General features: G+C 60.9%; 13 protein-coding genes. 3 read left to right on the top strand and 10 right to left on the bottom strand.

Annotation, left to right across the window (positions count from 1 at the left end; genetic code table 11):
* The first annotated feature begins 402 nt into the window (after nucleotides 1-402).
* Nucleotides 403-1,080, top strand: coding sequence for a type 1 glutamine amidotransferase domain-containing protein (locus tag ACA053_RS17970; RefSeq protein WP_109632854.1), 678 nt, complete (start codon nucleotides 403-405; stop codon nucleotides 1,078-1,080).
* Between the two features lie 157 nt (nucleotides 1,081-1,237).
* On the opposite strand, the gene hglS is transcribed toward ACA053_RS17970, so the two are convergent.
* The 3 genes from hglS to ACA053_RS17955 form a co-directional block, all read right to left on the bottom strand.
* On the bottom strand, nucleotides 1,238-2,623 hold the full coding sequence (gene hglS, locus ACA053_RS17965; RefSeq protein WP_497393297.1) for a 2-oxoadipate dioxygenase/decarboxylase HglS: 1,386 nt from the start codon (nucleotides 2,621-2,623) through the stop codon (nucleotides 1,238-1,240).
* Between the two features lie 289 nt (nucleotides 2,624-2,912).
* Entirely contained in the window at nucleotides 2,913-3,860 is a 948-nt protein-coding gene (locus ACA053_RS17960; RefSeq protein WP_109632851.1) for an alpha/beta fold hydrolase, read from the bottom strand.
* 22 nt (nucleotides 3,861-3,882) lie between these two features.
* Entirely contained in the window at nucleotides 3,883-5,337 is a 1,455-nt protein-coding gene (locus tag ACA053_RS17955; RefSeq protein WP_497393296.1) for a flavin-containing monooxygenase, read from the bottom strand.
* 262 nt (nucleotides 5,338-5,599) lie between these two features.
* Between ACA053_RS17955 and ACA053_RS17950 the strand changes: the two genes are divergently transcribed.
* Both ACA053_RS17950 and ACA053_RS17945 read left to right on the top strand, forming a co-directional pair.
* Nucleotides 5,600-6,673, top strand: coding sequence for a diguanylate cyclase (locus tag ACA053_RS17950; RefSeq protein ID WP_497393295.1), 1,074 nt, complete (start codon nucleotides 5,600-5,602; stop codon nucleotides 6,671-6,673).
* A 301-nt stretch (nucleotides 6,674-6,974) separates the two neighbouring features.
* A complete protein-coding gene (locus ACA053_RS17945) occupies nucleotides 6,975-8,216 on the top strand; it encodes a M20/M25/M40 family metallo-hydrolase (RefSeq protein WP_497393294.1) in 1,242 nt (413 codons plus the stop codon).
* A 176-nt stretch (nucleotides 8,217-8,392) separates the two neighbouring features.
* Here ACA053_RS17945 and ACA053_RS17940 read toward each other — a convergent pair whose 3' ends face one another.
* The 7 genes from ACA053_RS17940 to ACA053_RS17910 all read right to left on the bottom strand — a co-directional run bounded on the left by ACA053_RS17940 (nucleotide 8,393) and on the right by ACA053_RS17910 (nucleotide 15,942).
* Nucleotides 8,393-9,262 (bottom strand): isocitrate lyase/PEP mutase family protein, encoded by an 870-nt coding sequence (locus ACA053_RS17940; protein WP_010455567.1) that lies wholly within the window; start codon nucleotides 9,260-9,262, stop codon nucleotides 8,393-8,395.
* 333 nt (nucleotides 9,263-9,595) lie between these two features.
* The gene (gene astA / locus ACA053_RS17935) at nucleotides 9,596-10,630 is read right to left on the bottom strand and encodes an arginine N-succinyltransferase (protein WP_497312108.1); all 1,035 of its coding nucleotides are present in this window, start codon (nucleotides 10,628-10,630) and stop codon (nucleotides 9,596-9,598) included.
* Nucleotides 10,631-10,691: 61 nt separating this feature from the next.
* Nucleotides 10,692-11,708, bottom strand: coding sequence for an arginine N-succinyltransferase (locus tag ACA053_RS17930; RefSeq protein ID WP_497393293.1), 1,017 nt, complete (start codon nucleotides 11,706-11,708; stop codon nucleotides 10,692-10,694).
* Nucleotides 11,709-11,827: 119 nt separating this feature from the next.
* Nucleotides 11,828-13,177 carry an APC family permease gene (locus tag ACA053_RS17925; protein WP_497312106.1) on the bottom strand — a complete coding sequence of 450 codons (1,350 nt, stop codon included), beginning with the start codon at nucleotides 13,175-13,177 and terminating at the stop codon, nucleotides 11,828-11,830.
* 56 nt (nucleotides 13,178-13,233) lie between these two features.
* Nucleotides 13,234-13,986 carry an N-formylglutamate amidohydrolase gene (locus ACA053_RS17920; protein WP_497393292.1) on the bottom strand — a complete coding sequence of 251 codons (753 nt, stop codon included), beginning with the start codon at nucleotides 13,984-13,986 and terminating at the stop codon, nucleotides 13,234-13,236.
* On the bottom strand, nucleotides 13,970-15,301 hold the full coding sequence (locus tag ACA053_RS17915; protein ID WP_497312104.1) for a glutamine synthetase family protein: 1,332 nt from the start codon (nucleotides 15,299-15,301) through the stop codon (nucleotides 13,970-13,972). The genes ACA053_RS17920 and ACA053_RS17915 overlap by 17 nt, the downstream gene beginning before the upstream one ends.
* Nucleotides 15,298-15,942 carry a cysteine hydrolase family protein gene (locus ACA053_RS17910; RefSeq protein WP_109632838.1) on the bottom strand — a complete coding sequence of 215 codons (645 nt, stop codon included), beginning with the start codon at nucleotides 15,940-15,942 and terminating at the stop codon, nucleotides 15,298-15,300. The genes ACA053_RS17915 and ACA053_RS17910 overlap by 4 nt, the downstream gene beginning before the upstream one ends.

Raw genomic sequence — 15,942 nt, 5'->3', positions numbered from 1 at the left:
CTGAGTAAAGTAAGAGTGCCCGGGAGGCGGTATCGCCCGGTGGGTGCCTGACTGTTATCAAGGTCCGTGCCAGAAATGAACAAAGCTATATAAATCAGGTGTTTGTGGTTGTTTGTAGAACCTTGAAAAGATAGCCAATCAGCAATACGAAGGAATGTGCGCAAGAACTTGCGCACCACTGCGCAACTTCTTGCGCACTCGACTGGAAGGCCTGACAGGCCGGGCGATCAGCGCCTCGCGAAGGCCATTCGACACAAGGGGTGCGCAACTTCTTGCGCAGCAAGGCTTTGCGCCATCACTGAAAGGCATGTGGCATCCGGTGCAACGAATCGACGGGCTGGGTGGTCCATAAAAACAGCGCCGTCGAGCGTCCGAACAACCTGGAAGTGGAGTGAGAACGACATGAAAATCCTGATGGTTTTAACGTCCCACGATCAATTGGGTGATACGGGTAAGAAAACCGGCTTCTGGCTGGAAGAATTCGCCGCACCGTACTTTGCGTTCAAGGACGCCGGCGCTCAACTGACCCTGGTCTCGCCCAAGGGTGGTCAGCCGCCGCTGGACCCGAAAAGCGACGAGCCGGACGCGCAGACGGCTGCCACTGATCGCTTTCGCAAAGATTCCGCGGCGCAGTCCGCATTGGCTTCGACGGCTGTATTGAGCACCGTCAGACCCGAGGATTACGACGCCGTGTTTTATCCCGGCGGTCACGGTCCACTGTGGGACTTGGCCGGAGACAGCTATTCGATCTCGCTGATCGAAGCGTTCATCAAGGCGGGCAAACCGGTCGCGGCGGTCTGCCATGCGCCGGGTGTGTTGCGTGATGTCAAAGGTGCGGATGGCCAGCCATTGGTCAAAGGCAAGCGAGTCACGGGTTTCACCAATTCTGAGGAAGAGGCGGTGCAACTGACGAAGGTCGTGCCGTTTCTGGTGGAGGACATGCTGAAGGAGAAGGGCGGTGAGTATTCCAAGGGCGCGGATTGGGCCAGTTATGTGCTCACCGATGGCCTGCTGATCACCGGCCAGAACCCGGCGTCGTCCGAGGCTGCGGCTGAGGCGTTGTTGGCAAAACTGGCCTAAACACCGGACCTGTAGCAGCTGGCGAAGCCTGCGTTCGGCTGCGAAGCAGTCGTGAAATCAGGCGCTGCGGTTCGTCAGATAAACCGCGTTTACCGGTTTACGACTGCTTCGCAGCCGAACGCAGGCTTCGCCAGCTGCTACAGGTCCGTGTCGCGCCTTAGATAGCGGGAGTCAACGCGGCAAAACACTGTTCGATCGAACGCCGCTGCGTCTCGGCATACAAACCCAGTTCGTCAATGGTCGGCCGCCCCAGCGCCTGTTCAAACGCCTGCTGGTTCGAATGCACGCCATAATTCACCTGCGCTGCATCCCCCAGGTTCGACTGAAAAATCCCCGCCGCGCTGACCGGCAGAAAATCCTCGTACACCAACGGTTCAACCCGCAAATAGCCGCCGCTGAGCAGTTCTTCCAGCGGTAACGATTTCAGCTCATCTGCCGTCTGGCCTTTTTCCGTGAGGAAGTAGCGAAAGTACGCCAGTTCCTGTTGGCGCATGCCTTCGTAGGTGTCAGGGAATTCGCTGAAGTGCTGCGCCATCAGCGCGTTGTAGCGTGCGGCATTGGCCTCGTTGGGAAAGTCCTTCAGTTCATCGCGGGCAGCGTTGAGCAAACGGTCATAAAGCGCCCGGCCTTTTGGAGTGAGCGCGGCGCCACGCTGCTCGATTTCACCGAATCGCGCGCTGTGGCTGCCACGCGTCTCGGCTTGATCGGTGAAAGCGATCGGCTCGTCGAGCGCCTTGAAACTGGTCTGGCGCAGCAGGATCGGGCACTGGCGGCGGGGCGGACCTTCGATGACGGCTTTGGGCGTGATGCCGTGGGCGGGCATCTGCGCCTGGACGATGTCGATGTCCAGGGTGCGCGGTGTCAGGTGATTGATGTGCGGGCCTTTGAACGCCACCACGTCGGCGATCAGGCGATGCTGTGCACTGAGTTTCTGGTACTGCTCGGCGGTGACGGTGGCGCTGTGGTGCCAACGAAAGGTTTCCAGCGCCTGTTCGACGAAGTTCTGGGCCTCTTGTTCGGTCAGACCGCCCTCGGTTTCGGCGCGGTCGATCAGTGCAAGGGCGGTCGGGGTGAAGATCTGGCGTTTATCCAGCATCGACTGGGCGAAGGCACGCAGTTCCAGGTCTTCGATCAGTTCCAGGCGCAGCAGTGAGGTGAACACCCGGAACGGGCTGACTTGCAGGGCGGCTTCGTGCACGGCGCGAAACGCGGTGGAGTGCACCGGCACGCCGGCCGGGGTCAGGTCGTAATAGCCCACGGGTTGCATGCCCATCACCGCGAACAGCCGGGCGAGGGTGGCCAGTTCTCCCGCAGTGCCGACGCGGATCGCGCCGTGGCGCTCCAGGTCCAGCCGCTCGATTTCGCCGGTGCTGTTCAGTTGACGGGCCACCTGCGGATCGCTGTCCAGCACATGGCGGTTAGTCTGCTCCACCAGATTCATCAGCGCGCCGTACAGCGGCACTTCTTCGCGGTACATGTCGGACATCGCTTTAGAGAAGCGTTGGCGGATCAGGTCAGGGCTGACGAAGCTTGGGTGGTTCATGAAAAAAATTCCTGGCGCGGTAACGAGAAGGATGTGGGAAAAGATCGCAGCCTTCTGCAACGCCGACAAACGAAGAATCTTACGGACTTCATTCTGCCAAGGACTGACGCACAACTGGCTGCAGTTGCCAACTTGTGGCGAGGGGATTTATCCCCGTTCGACTGCGAAGCAGTCGCAAAACCTGAACGCACGGTCTGTCTGATGCACTGCGTTGTCTGAATTCACGACTGCTTCGCAGCCGAACGGGGATAAATCCCCTCACCACAAGGCAGCTGCTAAAGGCTGGGGGTTACAGGTGCGAACGGCTTTCCGAGCGCAGCGACCCCAGGAATTCTCCATACAACCGCGCCGTATTGGCCGGTTGTTCGACCATCGGCATATGGCCAATGTGGTCCCAGATGTCCACGCGCAAATCCGCGATGCCTTTACTCCAGACGGCCACGCTGCTGACATCGATCAAGCGGTCCTTGTGCCCCCACAGCAGCAGCGCCGGGCACTTGATGTCGGGCAGTTTGGGCTCCATCGGCGGGCTGGCGCGGAAGTCGTTGAAGATTTCTTCCAGCTCATCGCGACTCTGTTCATAACGCTGGGCAATAGCATCCAGCACCACGCCGGGCACCCACGGTGGTTCGGCCATGGTCATGGCATAGAGACGCCGGAATTCTTCCCGTGAGTGAATCAGAAACGGGTTGTGCCCCTTGGCCAGATGCCGCTCCAGGTCACTGGCCTCGGGGGCGGTGACGCCAGCCGGGTCGATCAGGGCGACGGAGGCAATCCGGTCCGGGTAAGTCGCCGCCAGCCACGCGGCGATGTAGCCGCCCATCGAGTTGCCGATCACATGGACTTTCTCGACCCCGCACACGTCCAGCAGCTGGATCATCCGCTTGGCCTGCAGCGGAATGTCGTAGCCGCCACCGGCCTTGAACCCGGTTTCGCCATGGCCGGCGATGTCGGGGATGATGACTCGATAGTTGCCGACAAAGTGCCGGGCGAAGCGCAGCCAGACGTTCTTGTCGGCGCTGTAGCCGTGCAGCATCAGCACACTGCTGGACGCTTCGTACGGCCCGCCTTGCCAGGTCGAGACGGTCATTTCCGTGATCGGTACGACGATTTTGTGCAGCCGATACAGCTTGGCCTCCATGGCCATGTTCAGGTCATAGAGCCAGTAACCGATGGCCGGATAACTCAGCCAGCTCCAGGCTACAAAAACCGCGATAAGGACAACCAACACAAGCATCAGGCATCTTCCTTTTACGTGTTCAGGACAAAATGTGGTCAGCGGGTTTCAGGGTCCGGGTCAACCGGTGATAGCTGAAACTGAACCCCGGAAACATGGCAATCACATGACCGCTCTTGCTTTGATACCAGCTGTGGCAACCCCCGGACTTCCAGACGGTGCGCTCCATTTCGCGGTGGATCATCTCAGTGTAGGTACGTTCTGCCTCGGGACGCACTTCAATGCTGCGCAAACCCTGTTCCTTGAGCGTGCGAATGCAATCGAGGATGTAATTCATCTGTGATTCGATAATAAACAGCGCCGAGGTGTGGCCAATGCCGGTGTTGGGCCCGGTGACGATAAACAGGTTGGGAAAGTCCGGCAGGCTGGTGCCCAGATAAGCCCGCGGGTACTGGGCCCAGACGTCTTTGAGTCGGGTGCCGTTTTTGCCGGTGACCGGGTAGGAAATCACCCCGTCGGTGGCGTCGTACCCGGTGGACCAGACGATCAGGTCCAGGTCGATGTGCTGGCCGTCCTGGGTGACGATGCCGGTTTCGTCGATGGACGCGATGCCTTGTTCGCGGCTGTGCAGCGTCACGTTGCGGCGGCCTAGCGCCGGGTAAAGGGTGCTTGAGACAATCACGCGCTTGCAGCCGATGGTGAAGTCCGGTGTCAGTTTTCGGCGCAATTGCGGGTCGGGCACCTGGCGCTTGAGGAAGCGAAGGGCGTGTTGCTGGACCATGCGGATCGCCGGTTTCGAGTATTTGAAGGCAATCACCCGGGTTTCGAACTGCCAGTAGAGCATCCAGCGCAGCAGTTTGTACGCCGGTTTGAGGCCCAGCAGCCAACGCTGGAAGGGACCAAACGTACGGTCGGCCCGTGGCAATACCCAATGCGGCGTGCGCTGGAACACATGCAGGTGCTCGACGTCGGGGGCAATGGTCGGAATAACCTGCGCCGCACTGGCGCCGCTGCCGACGATGGCGACACGTTTATGGCGATAGTCGAAGGAGTGATCCCAGTTGTTTGTATGAAACGTCTTGCCCTGAAAGCGTTCCTGACCTTCGAAGTGCGGGACAACGGGTTGGCTCAGCGGCCCCGTGGCATTGATCAGGAACTGCGCGTAAAACGTGCCTTTGGCGCCGGTGTGCACCGCCCAGCGTTGGCCGTCGGCATCCCATTCGATGTGCTCGACATTGGCTTGCAGTTCAACCTTGTCCCGCAAGCCGAAGTGCTCCACCACGTACTGGGTGTAGTGGTGCAGTTCAGCCTGATCGGCGAACATTTGCGTCCAGCGGTAAGGGGCGAAGGACAGTGAATAGAGTGGCGAGGGCACATCGACGGCCGCGCCGGGGTAGGTGTTCTGGCACCAGGTGCCGCCAAAAAAGTCCCGTCGTTCCAGCAGGCGAAAATCGTCGATGCCTGCCTTGAGCAAATTGATCGCCGCGCACTGACCGCCAAAACCGCTGCCGATGATCAACACTTGAAAGGTCTGCATGGGCCTCCTTTTTTATCCGTGTTTATCCAACCCTCTCTTCATGTATAGCCCAAACATTGCACACATCACCTGTGGGAGCGTGGCTTGCCCGCGAAGGGGCCCTCAACGCCGCCAAAAGCTTCGCGGGCAAGCCACGCTCTCACAAACTGCGCAGGATTCAGGCTGCCCGCCGGTGATGGCTATTTAACGTTGCCCTGATAGACTCCTAGCACACCCGCAACCCGTGTGTGGTCAGGTTCCGTTCTGTGACGCAGAGGCCCTTATGGGAAATACGGGAGGAAAAGGACTTTCACTGGCCAGAAGGCTCTATACATCGCGAACCCTGGGCCTGGTGCTGGGGCTGTTGTGCGTAGGCGCGGCGATGTATCCGCTCGGCCCGGCGCCGTGGGTCTGGGGGCTGATGCTGTTCAATGGCGTGCTCTGGCCGCATGTTGCCTATCAATGGGCGCGTCGGGCGAAGGTGCCTTTTCACGCCGAACATCGCAACATTCTGGTCGACGCCTTTCTCGGTGGCTTCTGGGTCGCCGCCATGCACTTCAATCCCCTGCCGAGCGCGGCGACGCTGTCCATGATGGCCATGAACAACGTGGCGATCGGCGGTTTGCGGTTCCTGCTGGTGGGCACGGCCGCGCAGATTCTCGGGATGGGTGTCGGCATGCTGGTGTTCACCCCGGCCTTTGTCCCTCAAACCAGTCCTTTGCAGCTTTACGCTTGTCTGCCCCTGCTGATCCTGTATCCATTGGCGCTGGGCTGGATCTGCTTCCGCCAGGCCACCACCCTTGGCCGGCAAAAACGCGAACTGCTGGCCCTGAGCCGGACCGACAGCCTCACCGGCCTGCTGAACCATGGCGCGTGGAAAGACCAGTTGGAAGTTGAATTCCAGCGGTGCCGACGCCAGCAGCAGGGTGGAGCGATTGCGCTGATCGACATCGACCATTTCAAGACCATCAATGACACCTACGGCCACGTCGCCGGGGACATCGTGTTGCGACAACTGAGCAAAATGCTCAAGCAGAACCTGCGGGCGACTGATGTGGCGGGGCGCTATGGCGGTGACGAATTCTGCGTGCTGCTCCCGGATTTGCCCCTCAACAGCGCGGTGGCGGCCATGGACGCCTTGCGTGATCGCTTCGCCACCCTGGGCTACGAGCAGAACCCGGCGCTGAAAGTCAGCCTGAGCATTGGCCTGGCCGCTTTCAACCCGGCGTACACCGACGCCACCCTGTGGCTCAACGATGCCGATCAGGCGCTCTACGAAGCCAAGAGCACCGGCCGCAATCGCGTCATTAGCCGCACTGGCGGCAAGCCCCAGCACGAACTGCTCGACCCGGTCTGAAAGCCCGCAAACATCCCTGTGGGAACGAACCTATGTGGCTAAAGGGCTTTTGTGGCGAGGGGATTTATCCCCGTTCGGCTGCGAAGCAGTCGTAAACCGCTGAACGCGGCGTGCCTGAAAAACGCAATGGCAGAACTGGGGCTGCTTCGCATCCCAACAGGGATAAATCCCCTCACCACAAAGGCCCGCTCCCACAGGGGAATTGCGGTGTGCCAGTTCTGTTGGGGTCGCATTCGGCATAGAGCCAAGCAGCTCAGTGAGGTAGGGTTTCGGTTCCCCGACACGAAACAAGGACCGATTCATGACGCTCAATCTCCCTCGTTCCCTGCTGGCCACCAGCCTTGGCCTGACCCTCGCCCTCGGCGTATTCGCCCCGGCGGTCTTTGCCGAACCCCACAAACAAGTCCACGCCGATTCCGAACAGTACAAGGGGCAAGCCCTGAAATTGCTGGAACGACTGGTGAACATCGACTCCGGTTCCGGCTATGAACCCGGTCTGACGCAAGTACGCGACATCGCCATCGACGAGCTGAAAAAACTCGGCTTCAGCATCGAACTGGTGCCGAACACACCGGACAAAAGCAGCCACGTGATCGCCACCCTCAAAGGCACCGGCAAGGAGAAAATCCTGCTGATGGCGCACATGGACACCGTGTTCAAGGAAGGCTCGGCCGCCGAGCGCCCGTTCCACATCAAGGATGGCCGTGCCTACGGGCCGGGCGTGATGGACGACAAGGGCGGCATCGTCGCCGGGATCTACGCGCTGAAAGTCCTGAAAAACCTCCACTTCAAGGATTACGCGCAAATTACCTTCCTGCTTGACGCCAGCGAAGAAACCGGCTCGGACATCGCCACCGACCTGATCAAGAAAACCGCCAAAGCTCACGACGTGACCCTCAACCTCGAACCGGGCCGCCCGGCGGATGGGCTGGTGGTGTGGCGCAAAGGCAGCGCAACGGCGGTGGTGGAAGTCAAAGGCAAAGCCGCCCACGCCGGTGTCGCGCCGGAACTGGGCCGCAACGCGGCGATGGAAGCGGCGCACCAGATTCTGCAGCTCGGCAAACTGGGCGACGCCGAGAAGAAAACCACCATCAACTTCACGGTGATCAAGTCGGGCGACCGCACCAACGTGATTCCGGATCAGGCCACCGCCAAGGCTGACGTGCGGGCGGCGGTACCGGAAGAGTTTGACCGGATCGAGAAGGACCTGGCGCGGGTTTCCAAAGACAAGCTCATTGCGGACACCGAAGTCACCACCACGCTACAACGCGGTCTGCCGCCGATGCCGCAGACGGCGGAATCGGATCGGCTGATGGCCATGGCCCAGGGGATTTACGGTGAGATCGGGCGCAAGTTGACGGAAGAAGGCAGTGGCGGGGCAGCGGATGCCAGCCTCTCAGCCGGTGTGGGCACGCCGACGCTGGATGGGTTCGGGATTGTTGGCGGCAATATTCATACGCCTGAAGAGTACGCAGAAGTAGAAAGCGTGGCGCCGCGGATTTATCTGTTGTCGCGGATGATCATGGAGTTGGCCAAGCGCTGACTGACACTGTTGTCAGCGATATAGCGGTGCCTGAACTGACACCATCGCGAGCAGGCTCGCTCCCACATTGGATTGCAGGCGTACACAAATCATGCGTCCACTAAAAATCCCCTGTGGGAGCGAGCCTGCTCGCGATGGCGTCGGCTCGGTTCACACCGTCAGACGCGCTGAACGGGCTATTCCTTCACACTCATAAACTCTTCCGCCCAACGGATGTATTCCTCAGGCTGCGTATAGGTATGAGTCAACTCGGTAGCGCTCAAGTCCGACGCCTGGGTAAAGATCTGCCGCTGTTCGCGCAAGCTGTCGTAGGTCGCCTTGATCGCTGCGAAGTACGCGCCATGACCATCAATGGTCACCCGCACGCCCAGTTCCGCCAGGCGTTTGTCGTCACGCAGCAGAGGGTTGCCGTAGGTGACCAGCATCAGTGGCACGCTCAGGTGTTCGGCAATCTGTTCGAGGTGATCGAAGTCCCGCACGCCCACCATGCAAATCCCGTCCGCACCGGCCTGCTGGTAATGGCAGGTACGGCTGATGACTTCCTGAACCGGCAGGATCCCGGCGTTGGTGCGCGCGATGATCGCCATTTCCGAGTCGACCCGGGCTTCCAGTGCCGCGCGAATCTTGCCGACGCCTTCCGCCACGCCAATCAGGTCGGTGGATTTGCGGCCGAATTGCGCTGGCAGCAGGGTGTCTTCGATGGTCAGCGCGGCGATGCCGGCGCGTTCCAGTTCGACGATGGTGCGCATCACGTTGAGCGCGTTGCCGTAGCCGTGGTCGGCGTCGGCGATGACCGGCAATTGGGCGACACGGCCGATGCGCGTGGCCTGTTCGGCGAACTCGCTGAGGGTGATCAAGGCGAAGTCGGGGGCACCCAGCACCTGCAACGAGGCGACGGAGCCACCGAGGATACCCACTTCAAACCCCAGGTCAGCGGCAATGCGGGCCGACATCGGGTCGAAAACCGACGCCGTGTGATAGCAGGTGTTGGAAGCAAACAGCTCGCGGAAGTTACGGCGCAAATCTTGATGAGAAAGCCTGGACATATGAGTTCCACCAATACAAAGGAATGGAAAGGCTTGAGCAAAGGTGTCAACGCCGAAGGAACAAAAGGCTATCACGCGGACGAGGGGAAGATGATGACGAATTTGCGGGGTGGCTCAGATAGACGCGGACCCTTTGTGGCCAGGAGGTGTGTCTGTGGTGAAGAGGGTTGTGGCGAGGAGGTTTACCTGTGGCGAGGGAGCTTGCTCCCGCTCGGCTGCGCAGCAGTCGTCAATTGGCGAATGCGGTATGCCAGATAAATGGGGGAGCTGGTTTTTTGGGGCCGCTTCGCAGCCCAGCGGGAGCAAGCTCCCTCGCCACAGTAGTGGTGGCGATCAGGCCGCCACAGCCTGCTGCTGTCGATTGGGCAACAACACCGCCCGCACCGAATTCCCCGGTTGCAATTGCAGGCGTTTGGCCGTGAGTCGGTCGACGATCAGGCTGTTGCCCACCAACCGGGCCTGGGCGGTGGTGATGCGGCAGTTTTCCAGGCGGCGGTTGTGGATCAGCCACACCGGGGCCTGTTCGTCAGGCGTGCCGATGGCCAATACCAGGGGCTGACTGTCGCGCACGGTGCGGATTTTCGCGACCGGGGCTTCGATCACCGGGCCGGCGTCGAAGATGTCGATGTAGCCCTGATGCACAAATCCTTCGGCGCTGAGGATCTTCAACGCCGGTTCGGTGTTCGGGTGTGCCTTGCCGATGACGGCCTGGGCCTGTTCGGTGAGCAGGCAGGTGTAGAGCGGCTGGCGTGGCATCAGTTCGGCGATGAACGGTTTGCTGCCCAGCCCCGACAGGTGATCGGCGTGGCTGAAGTCCATCTTGAAGAAGTGCCGGCCCAGGCTGTCCCAGAACGGCGAACAGCCGTGTTCGTCGGCACTGCCGCGCAGTTCGGCAATCAGCTTGTCGCCGAACAGGTGCGGGAACTCGGCCACGAACAGCAATCGTCCCAGCGACAGCAGCCGACCATTGCTGCCATGGCGTTGATCGGGACGCAGAAACAGGGAGCAGATTTCCGATTGGCCGGTCATTTCATTATTCAGGAACAGCGTCGGAATCTGCCGCTGAATACCCAGGTCCGGCGACGAACTGACCGTCAGCCCGACCCGATAGTTGTACCAGGGCTCACGCAGGCCAACGGCGCCGGCCAAGGCACTGATGCCGACCACTTGCTGATCGTCATCTTCCAGCACGAACAGGTAATCGGCATCCGCACGCTCGACCTGTTCGGCGAAGGTCCGTTGGGCCCAGCGCACCCGGTGTACCAGACGCTCTTCGTTGGCCGGCAGGGTGGTGAAGCCGGGGCCGGCCTGTTGCACCAGGTCCATCAAGGCGGGCAGGTCGGTGACGTGAACCGGACGGACAATCATGATGCAGCTCCTTCTTCGCGCCAGTTCGGGCGCTGTCGTTGGGCACGAGGCCGGGTGATGCTCACAGGGCAATCAGCCGGATCGGGCTGCCATCGGTCACGCTCAGGGCGGCGCACATCTCGACGCTCAACCCTACCGGTTGCCCAGCCTGGACACTCAGCTCGGCGACGATGGCGCGGTAATCCTTCAGCGAATCGTTGCTCACCAGGTAACGGCCGCTCGCCTCAATGGACGAAGCCGACTGCACCGTACCGATCTGGCTTTGCGCGATGGAGAGAATGTTCGAGGTGCGCGCATACAGCGTCGGGCCTGCGTCAAACAGGTCGATGTAGCTGTTGGTTTCAAATCCCTCGCGCTCAAGGATATCGAAGGCCTCCTGGCCGTCGGGGTGAATCCGGCCGATGCAATCCTGTGCAGCCTGGGGCAGCATCGGCACGTAGATCGGGTATTGCGGCATCAGTTCGGCGAGGAAAGTCCGGCTCTCCAGACCGCAGAGCCGCTCGGCCTCGGCGTAGGGCAAATCGAAGAAATGCTTGCCCAGCGCATCCCAGAACGGTGACTGCGCCTCCTCGCTGCTGAAACCGACGATCTCGGTGATCACCGCTTCGGCAAAGCGCTGCGAATGGGCGGCGATGAACAACAGGCGCGCCCGGGACTGCAATTCCGAAAACGCTGTGCGCACCAGTGCCGTGTCGATATGAAAACCCCGCAGCAAGGTGTGGCCGCTGAGGTCCTGGCACAACGACAACGCCGGCACGCCGTGTTCGATGTTCAGCTCTCGGGAAGCGCTGGTGAAGTGACGGTTGCGCAAGCTGTAGAACGGTTCGTTGAAGCCGGCGGTGGCAAGGATTTCCGAGCAACCCACCAGACGCCGGGCCGCGAGATCCTCCAGTACGAAGAAATAATTCTCCGGGCCATGCACCTCGACGTCTTTGTCGAACGAGGCGCAGGAGTCGAGTATCTTTAGTCGCAGGCGTTCAGTGTCGTCCGGCAAGGACGTGACACCGACCAGACTGTCGCGCGCCAGTTGCTGTAACTGGGGCAGGTCGGTTAACTCGACTGGGCGTAAGACCAGCATGGATGTACTCCTGTATCAAAGGGTTCGGCGGTGTGTGCCAAACCTGACTATCACTGTCGGTTTCCACGCGTTAAATCGGCGGTCGCCTGATTTCTTGTCAGGCGCCGCTCTTTTTCTTGTCAGCCGTTGCTCGGATCGGGCAACGCCGTGCTGGCGCCGAGCCTGTTCAGGAAAAACAGGTACACCAGGCCCAGGGCAATCCAGATCAGACCGAGTTTTTGTGCATCGACGCCCATGTTGTACATGATGGCCGCGACGATGATGAAGCCGATCACCGGGCAGATCAGGTGACGGATCACCTGGCCGGACTTCTGCCGACGCCAGTAGTAATTGATCACGGTCAGGTGCAGCAACATGAAACCGCTCAACGCGCCGAAGTTCACCAGCGAGGTGAGGGTGTCCACCGAGTTGATGAACAGGTAGCAAATCACCAGAGACAACACGGCCACCAGGTAGATGCTCAGGTACGGGGTGTTGTGTTTCGGGTGAACCCTGGCCAGCACTTTCGGCAGTTTGCCGTCCCGGGCCATGCCGAAAAGCAGGCGCGATACCGCCGCTTGCGAGGTGATGGCAACCGCTACGCCCCAGGCCAGCGCCGTGGCCACGCCCGTCAGGGTCGCCAGCCAGCTGCCTGCGGCGATTTCGGCGATTTCATAGAACGCGGTGTCGGCGGAGGTAAAGCCCATGCCGGCCGCAAGATCTGTCGCAATCCAGGTCTGCACGACGAAGATCACGCCCATCACCACCAGGGTGATCAACGCTGCCTTGCCGACGCTGCGGCCCGGATCGCCCTTGATTTCTTCGGCGAGGGTGGAGATCGCATCGAAACCGAGGAACGACAGCACCGCAATCGATACCGCTTGCATCAGCAGGGCGAAATTGAAGGTGTCGGGGTTGTATAACGGCGCCAGGGTCAGCTGACCGTTACCGCCGCCGCTATGCAGCGCATTCCAGGCGTAGAACAGGAAGATCCCCAGCACCACCAGCTGCGCCAGCAGAAACACGATGTTCATGCGGGCGGTAAACGTGATGCCCCGCAGGTTGACGAACGTCGCGCTGACCAGAAACGCCAGGATGAAACCGACCTTGGGAATGTCCGGATAAAGGTGATTCAGCGCCATGGCCGCGTAAACGTAGAGCAACGGTGGAATCAGCAGGTAATCGAGCAGCATCAGCCATCCGGCGATAAACCCGACATGCGGGTTGAGGCCGCGTTGTGCGTAGGAATACACCGAACCCGCAATCGGAAAAGCCCGGGCCATGCTGCCGTAACTCAGGGCGGTGAACAGCATCGCGACCATGCCGATGATGTAGGCCAGCGGCACCATCCCGGGCGCTTCGGCGTTGACATAACCGTACACTCCGAACGGGGCGATGGGGATCATGAAGATCATCCCGTACACCACCAGGTCGGTCAGTGACAGGCTACGTTTCAACTCTTGCTTGTAGCCGAATTCTTCTATTTCCATGAAGCCCTACTCCTTGGGATGAAAGCAGCTGCTTGCTGCAGGTTTTACGCGATTTTTTACAGCAGTGGCGCCAGGTAATCTGTCCAGCGACTGACCTCTTCAGGGGTGCGCAACAGGTCGTTGCGCACTTCGATCAACACCGACTCCAATCCCCGAGCATCGCCATGCACCGGCACCGTCATGTCGCCCAGCGGATTGATTTTGTACGGCTCGTTTCCGGCAACCTTCAAGGGGTGCTGGCTCAACCCGTCAATCAATCGTTGGGCGTAGCCCTTGGCTTCACCAAACAGCACGCCGGCTTCCAGCGCGCGTGGCTGGCCGTGGTAAATCGGGGTGAAGCTGTGAATGCCGACCACCCGAACCGGCCGCCCTTGCGCGACACGCTGGTCGATCAAGGTTTGCAGCCGGGCATGAAACGGTTTGAACAGGCATTCGCGGCGGTACTCGCGCGTGGCCTCGTCCAGATCCTGATTGCCCGGTATCTGATAGATCTCGCTGTGCGCCGGGATACTGTCCGGGGCATGGCGCGGGCGGTTGAGGTCAACCAATAACCGCGAGTAATTGGCCGCCAGCAGTGTTGCTCCCAGTGCCTGGGACAAACCTTGCGCCAGTGCCAGCGCGCCAATGTCCCAGGCGATATGCTCGCGCGCCGCTGCATGACTCAAGCCCAGGTCATTCAACCTGGCCGGGATAAAACGGCTGGCGTGTTCGCACACCAGAATCAACGGGTGTGTCGAGTCTTCGCGGCTCAGGGTGTACGCGGGCTCGGTAAAGAGACCGAGTTCAGCGGATTCAGTACAGGCGTGCATAGTGCTCACAGCGTTCGGCGGGCGACAGCTGTTCCGTCAGCGTCAGTTCCTCGGTTTTAAGGGCGATCCAGGTGTCCATCAGTTCACTCGGCAGGGCTTCGATCAGCGCTTCGCTGTTGCGCAGGCACTCAAGCGCCTGGGCAAGGGACGCGGGCAGGGTGACGATGCCGCGGGCCTGGCGTTGCTCTTCGTTCAGGGAATCGGGGATTTCATCGGTAATCGCATTCAAGGCCAGGCGTTGTTCGATGCCCAGGCGACCGGCAATCAGCAGTGCGGCCATGGCCAGGTGCGGCGAAGCCGTGGCGTCCATGGCGCGAAATTCGAGGTTGTATTGCGCTGCCACGGATTTGCCGCCCAGGCTCACGGTCGGGCAGATCCGCAGCGCCGCTTCGCGGTTGCGCTGGCCGAGGCAGGCGTAGGACGCGCTCCAGTGATGCGGCTGCAATCGTTCATAGGACACCGGTGTCGGCGCGGTAAACGCGCACAGCGCCGGCAAGTAATGCAGGATGCCGGCGGCCCAGTGCTGGCCGAGAGTCGACAGGCCATTGATCGTGTCGGCGTCGTACATCAGCGGTTGGCCGTCCAGGTCCAGCAGGCTCACATGCAGGTGCACGCCGTTGCACACGGCATGCTCGGACGTCTTCGGCGCGAAGCTCAGGTCCAGGTCCATCTGCCGGGCGATCTCGCGAGTAATCTCGCGCACGTTCACCGCACGGTCCGCCGCCGCTACACCGAGGGCGGGGCGGCAGGTGATTTCGTATTGATGCTTGCCGTATTCGGGCAGGAACATTTCCGGTTCGACGCCGCCGGCGCGCAGGGCGCTGAGCAGCCAGCCACCGAACTCGGCGCCCTGACGCTGTGCCTCAAGGGAGAACGCCAGCTGATCGGCCTTGCCGCTGCCCAGGTTGAATTCATGTTCGAACGCGGCGTTGACCTGCAAGCCCTGTTCGGCGCGATAACGCTCCACTTCATTGCGCAACAGCGTACGCGGACAGGCGCCCCACGGGCGGCCATCGGTTTCACGAATGTCGCCGTGAATGAAGTCCAATGCCGGGGCCTTGGCATCCGGGCCATTGCTCACCGTCACCCGGCTGCTCAGGTCGGGAATCAGGCGTAGATCGCCATAGGCGCCCCACGGGTTGGTGGAGGCGATGACGTCTTGCGGGGTCAGGGCGCTGTTGGCCGGCACCCAGCCGCAACCCGTCGCCACGTAGTGTTCAAGTTCATCGGTGGGGAACGAGCGGCCACGGGTCACGCCGATCAGGTCGGTGGTGACGATGGTGGTCATGGGCAGCGGCGACAGGCGTTCGCTCATGCTGGCATCTCCTGCAATCGGCCGAGCACGGTTTGGGTGTCGGTGATCCAGCAGTAACCCTTGATCGCGTTCAGGCAGGCTTGATGACGCTGCGGCGTGTAGGTCGCACAGGCATCTTCCACCAGCGTCACCAGGTAGCCGCGGTCTGCGGCGTCACGCACGGCCATGTCCACGCACTGGTCGGTGACGATGCCGGCGATGATCAAGTGCCGCGCCTCAAGATTGCGCAGCACGTAGTCGATGTTGGTGGAGTTGAAGACCCCGGAGGAGGTCTTGGGCAGAACGATTTCGTTTTCGACAGGCGTCAGGTCGTCGATGATCCGCGCCGATGCGCTGCCTTTGGGCAAGTGCATGTCCGAGAGCTTGTGGTCCAGCGAGCGGTCGCGGCCGTCGGCGGTCAGGCTTTCGATGATCGTGTGCAGGACGTTTTGCCGTGCGCTGCGAAATGCACTGAGCAACCGGCGTTGATTGGGCACCACCTGCATGTGGGTGCGGGTCAGGAAGTATTCGCCATCCGGTCCGTTGAGGTGCGGGTCGAACTGCGGTTCGAGCCAGGCCCGTTGCATGTCTACCAGCAACAGCGCGGTGTGGTTGGCAGTGAACGGCAAGTCGCGGGGCGAGTGATGGGGGAGCGTGAACAT

The organism is Pseudomonas sp. LBUM1672 (genome assembly GCF_059695655.1).
Note: the sequence above shows the minus strand (reverse complement) of the source record. Positions and strands in the feature narration are given on the sequence as shown.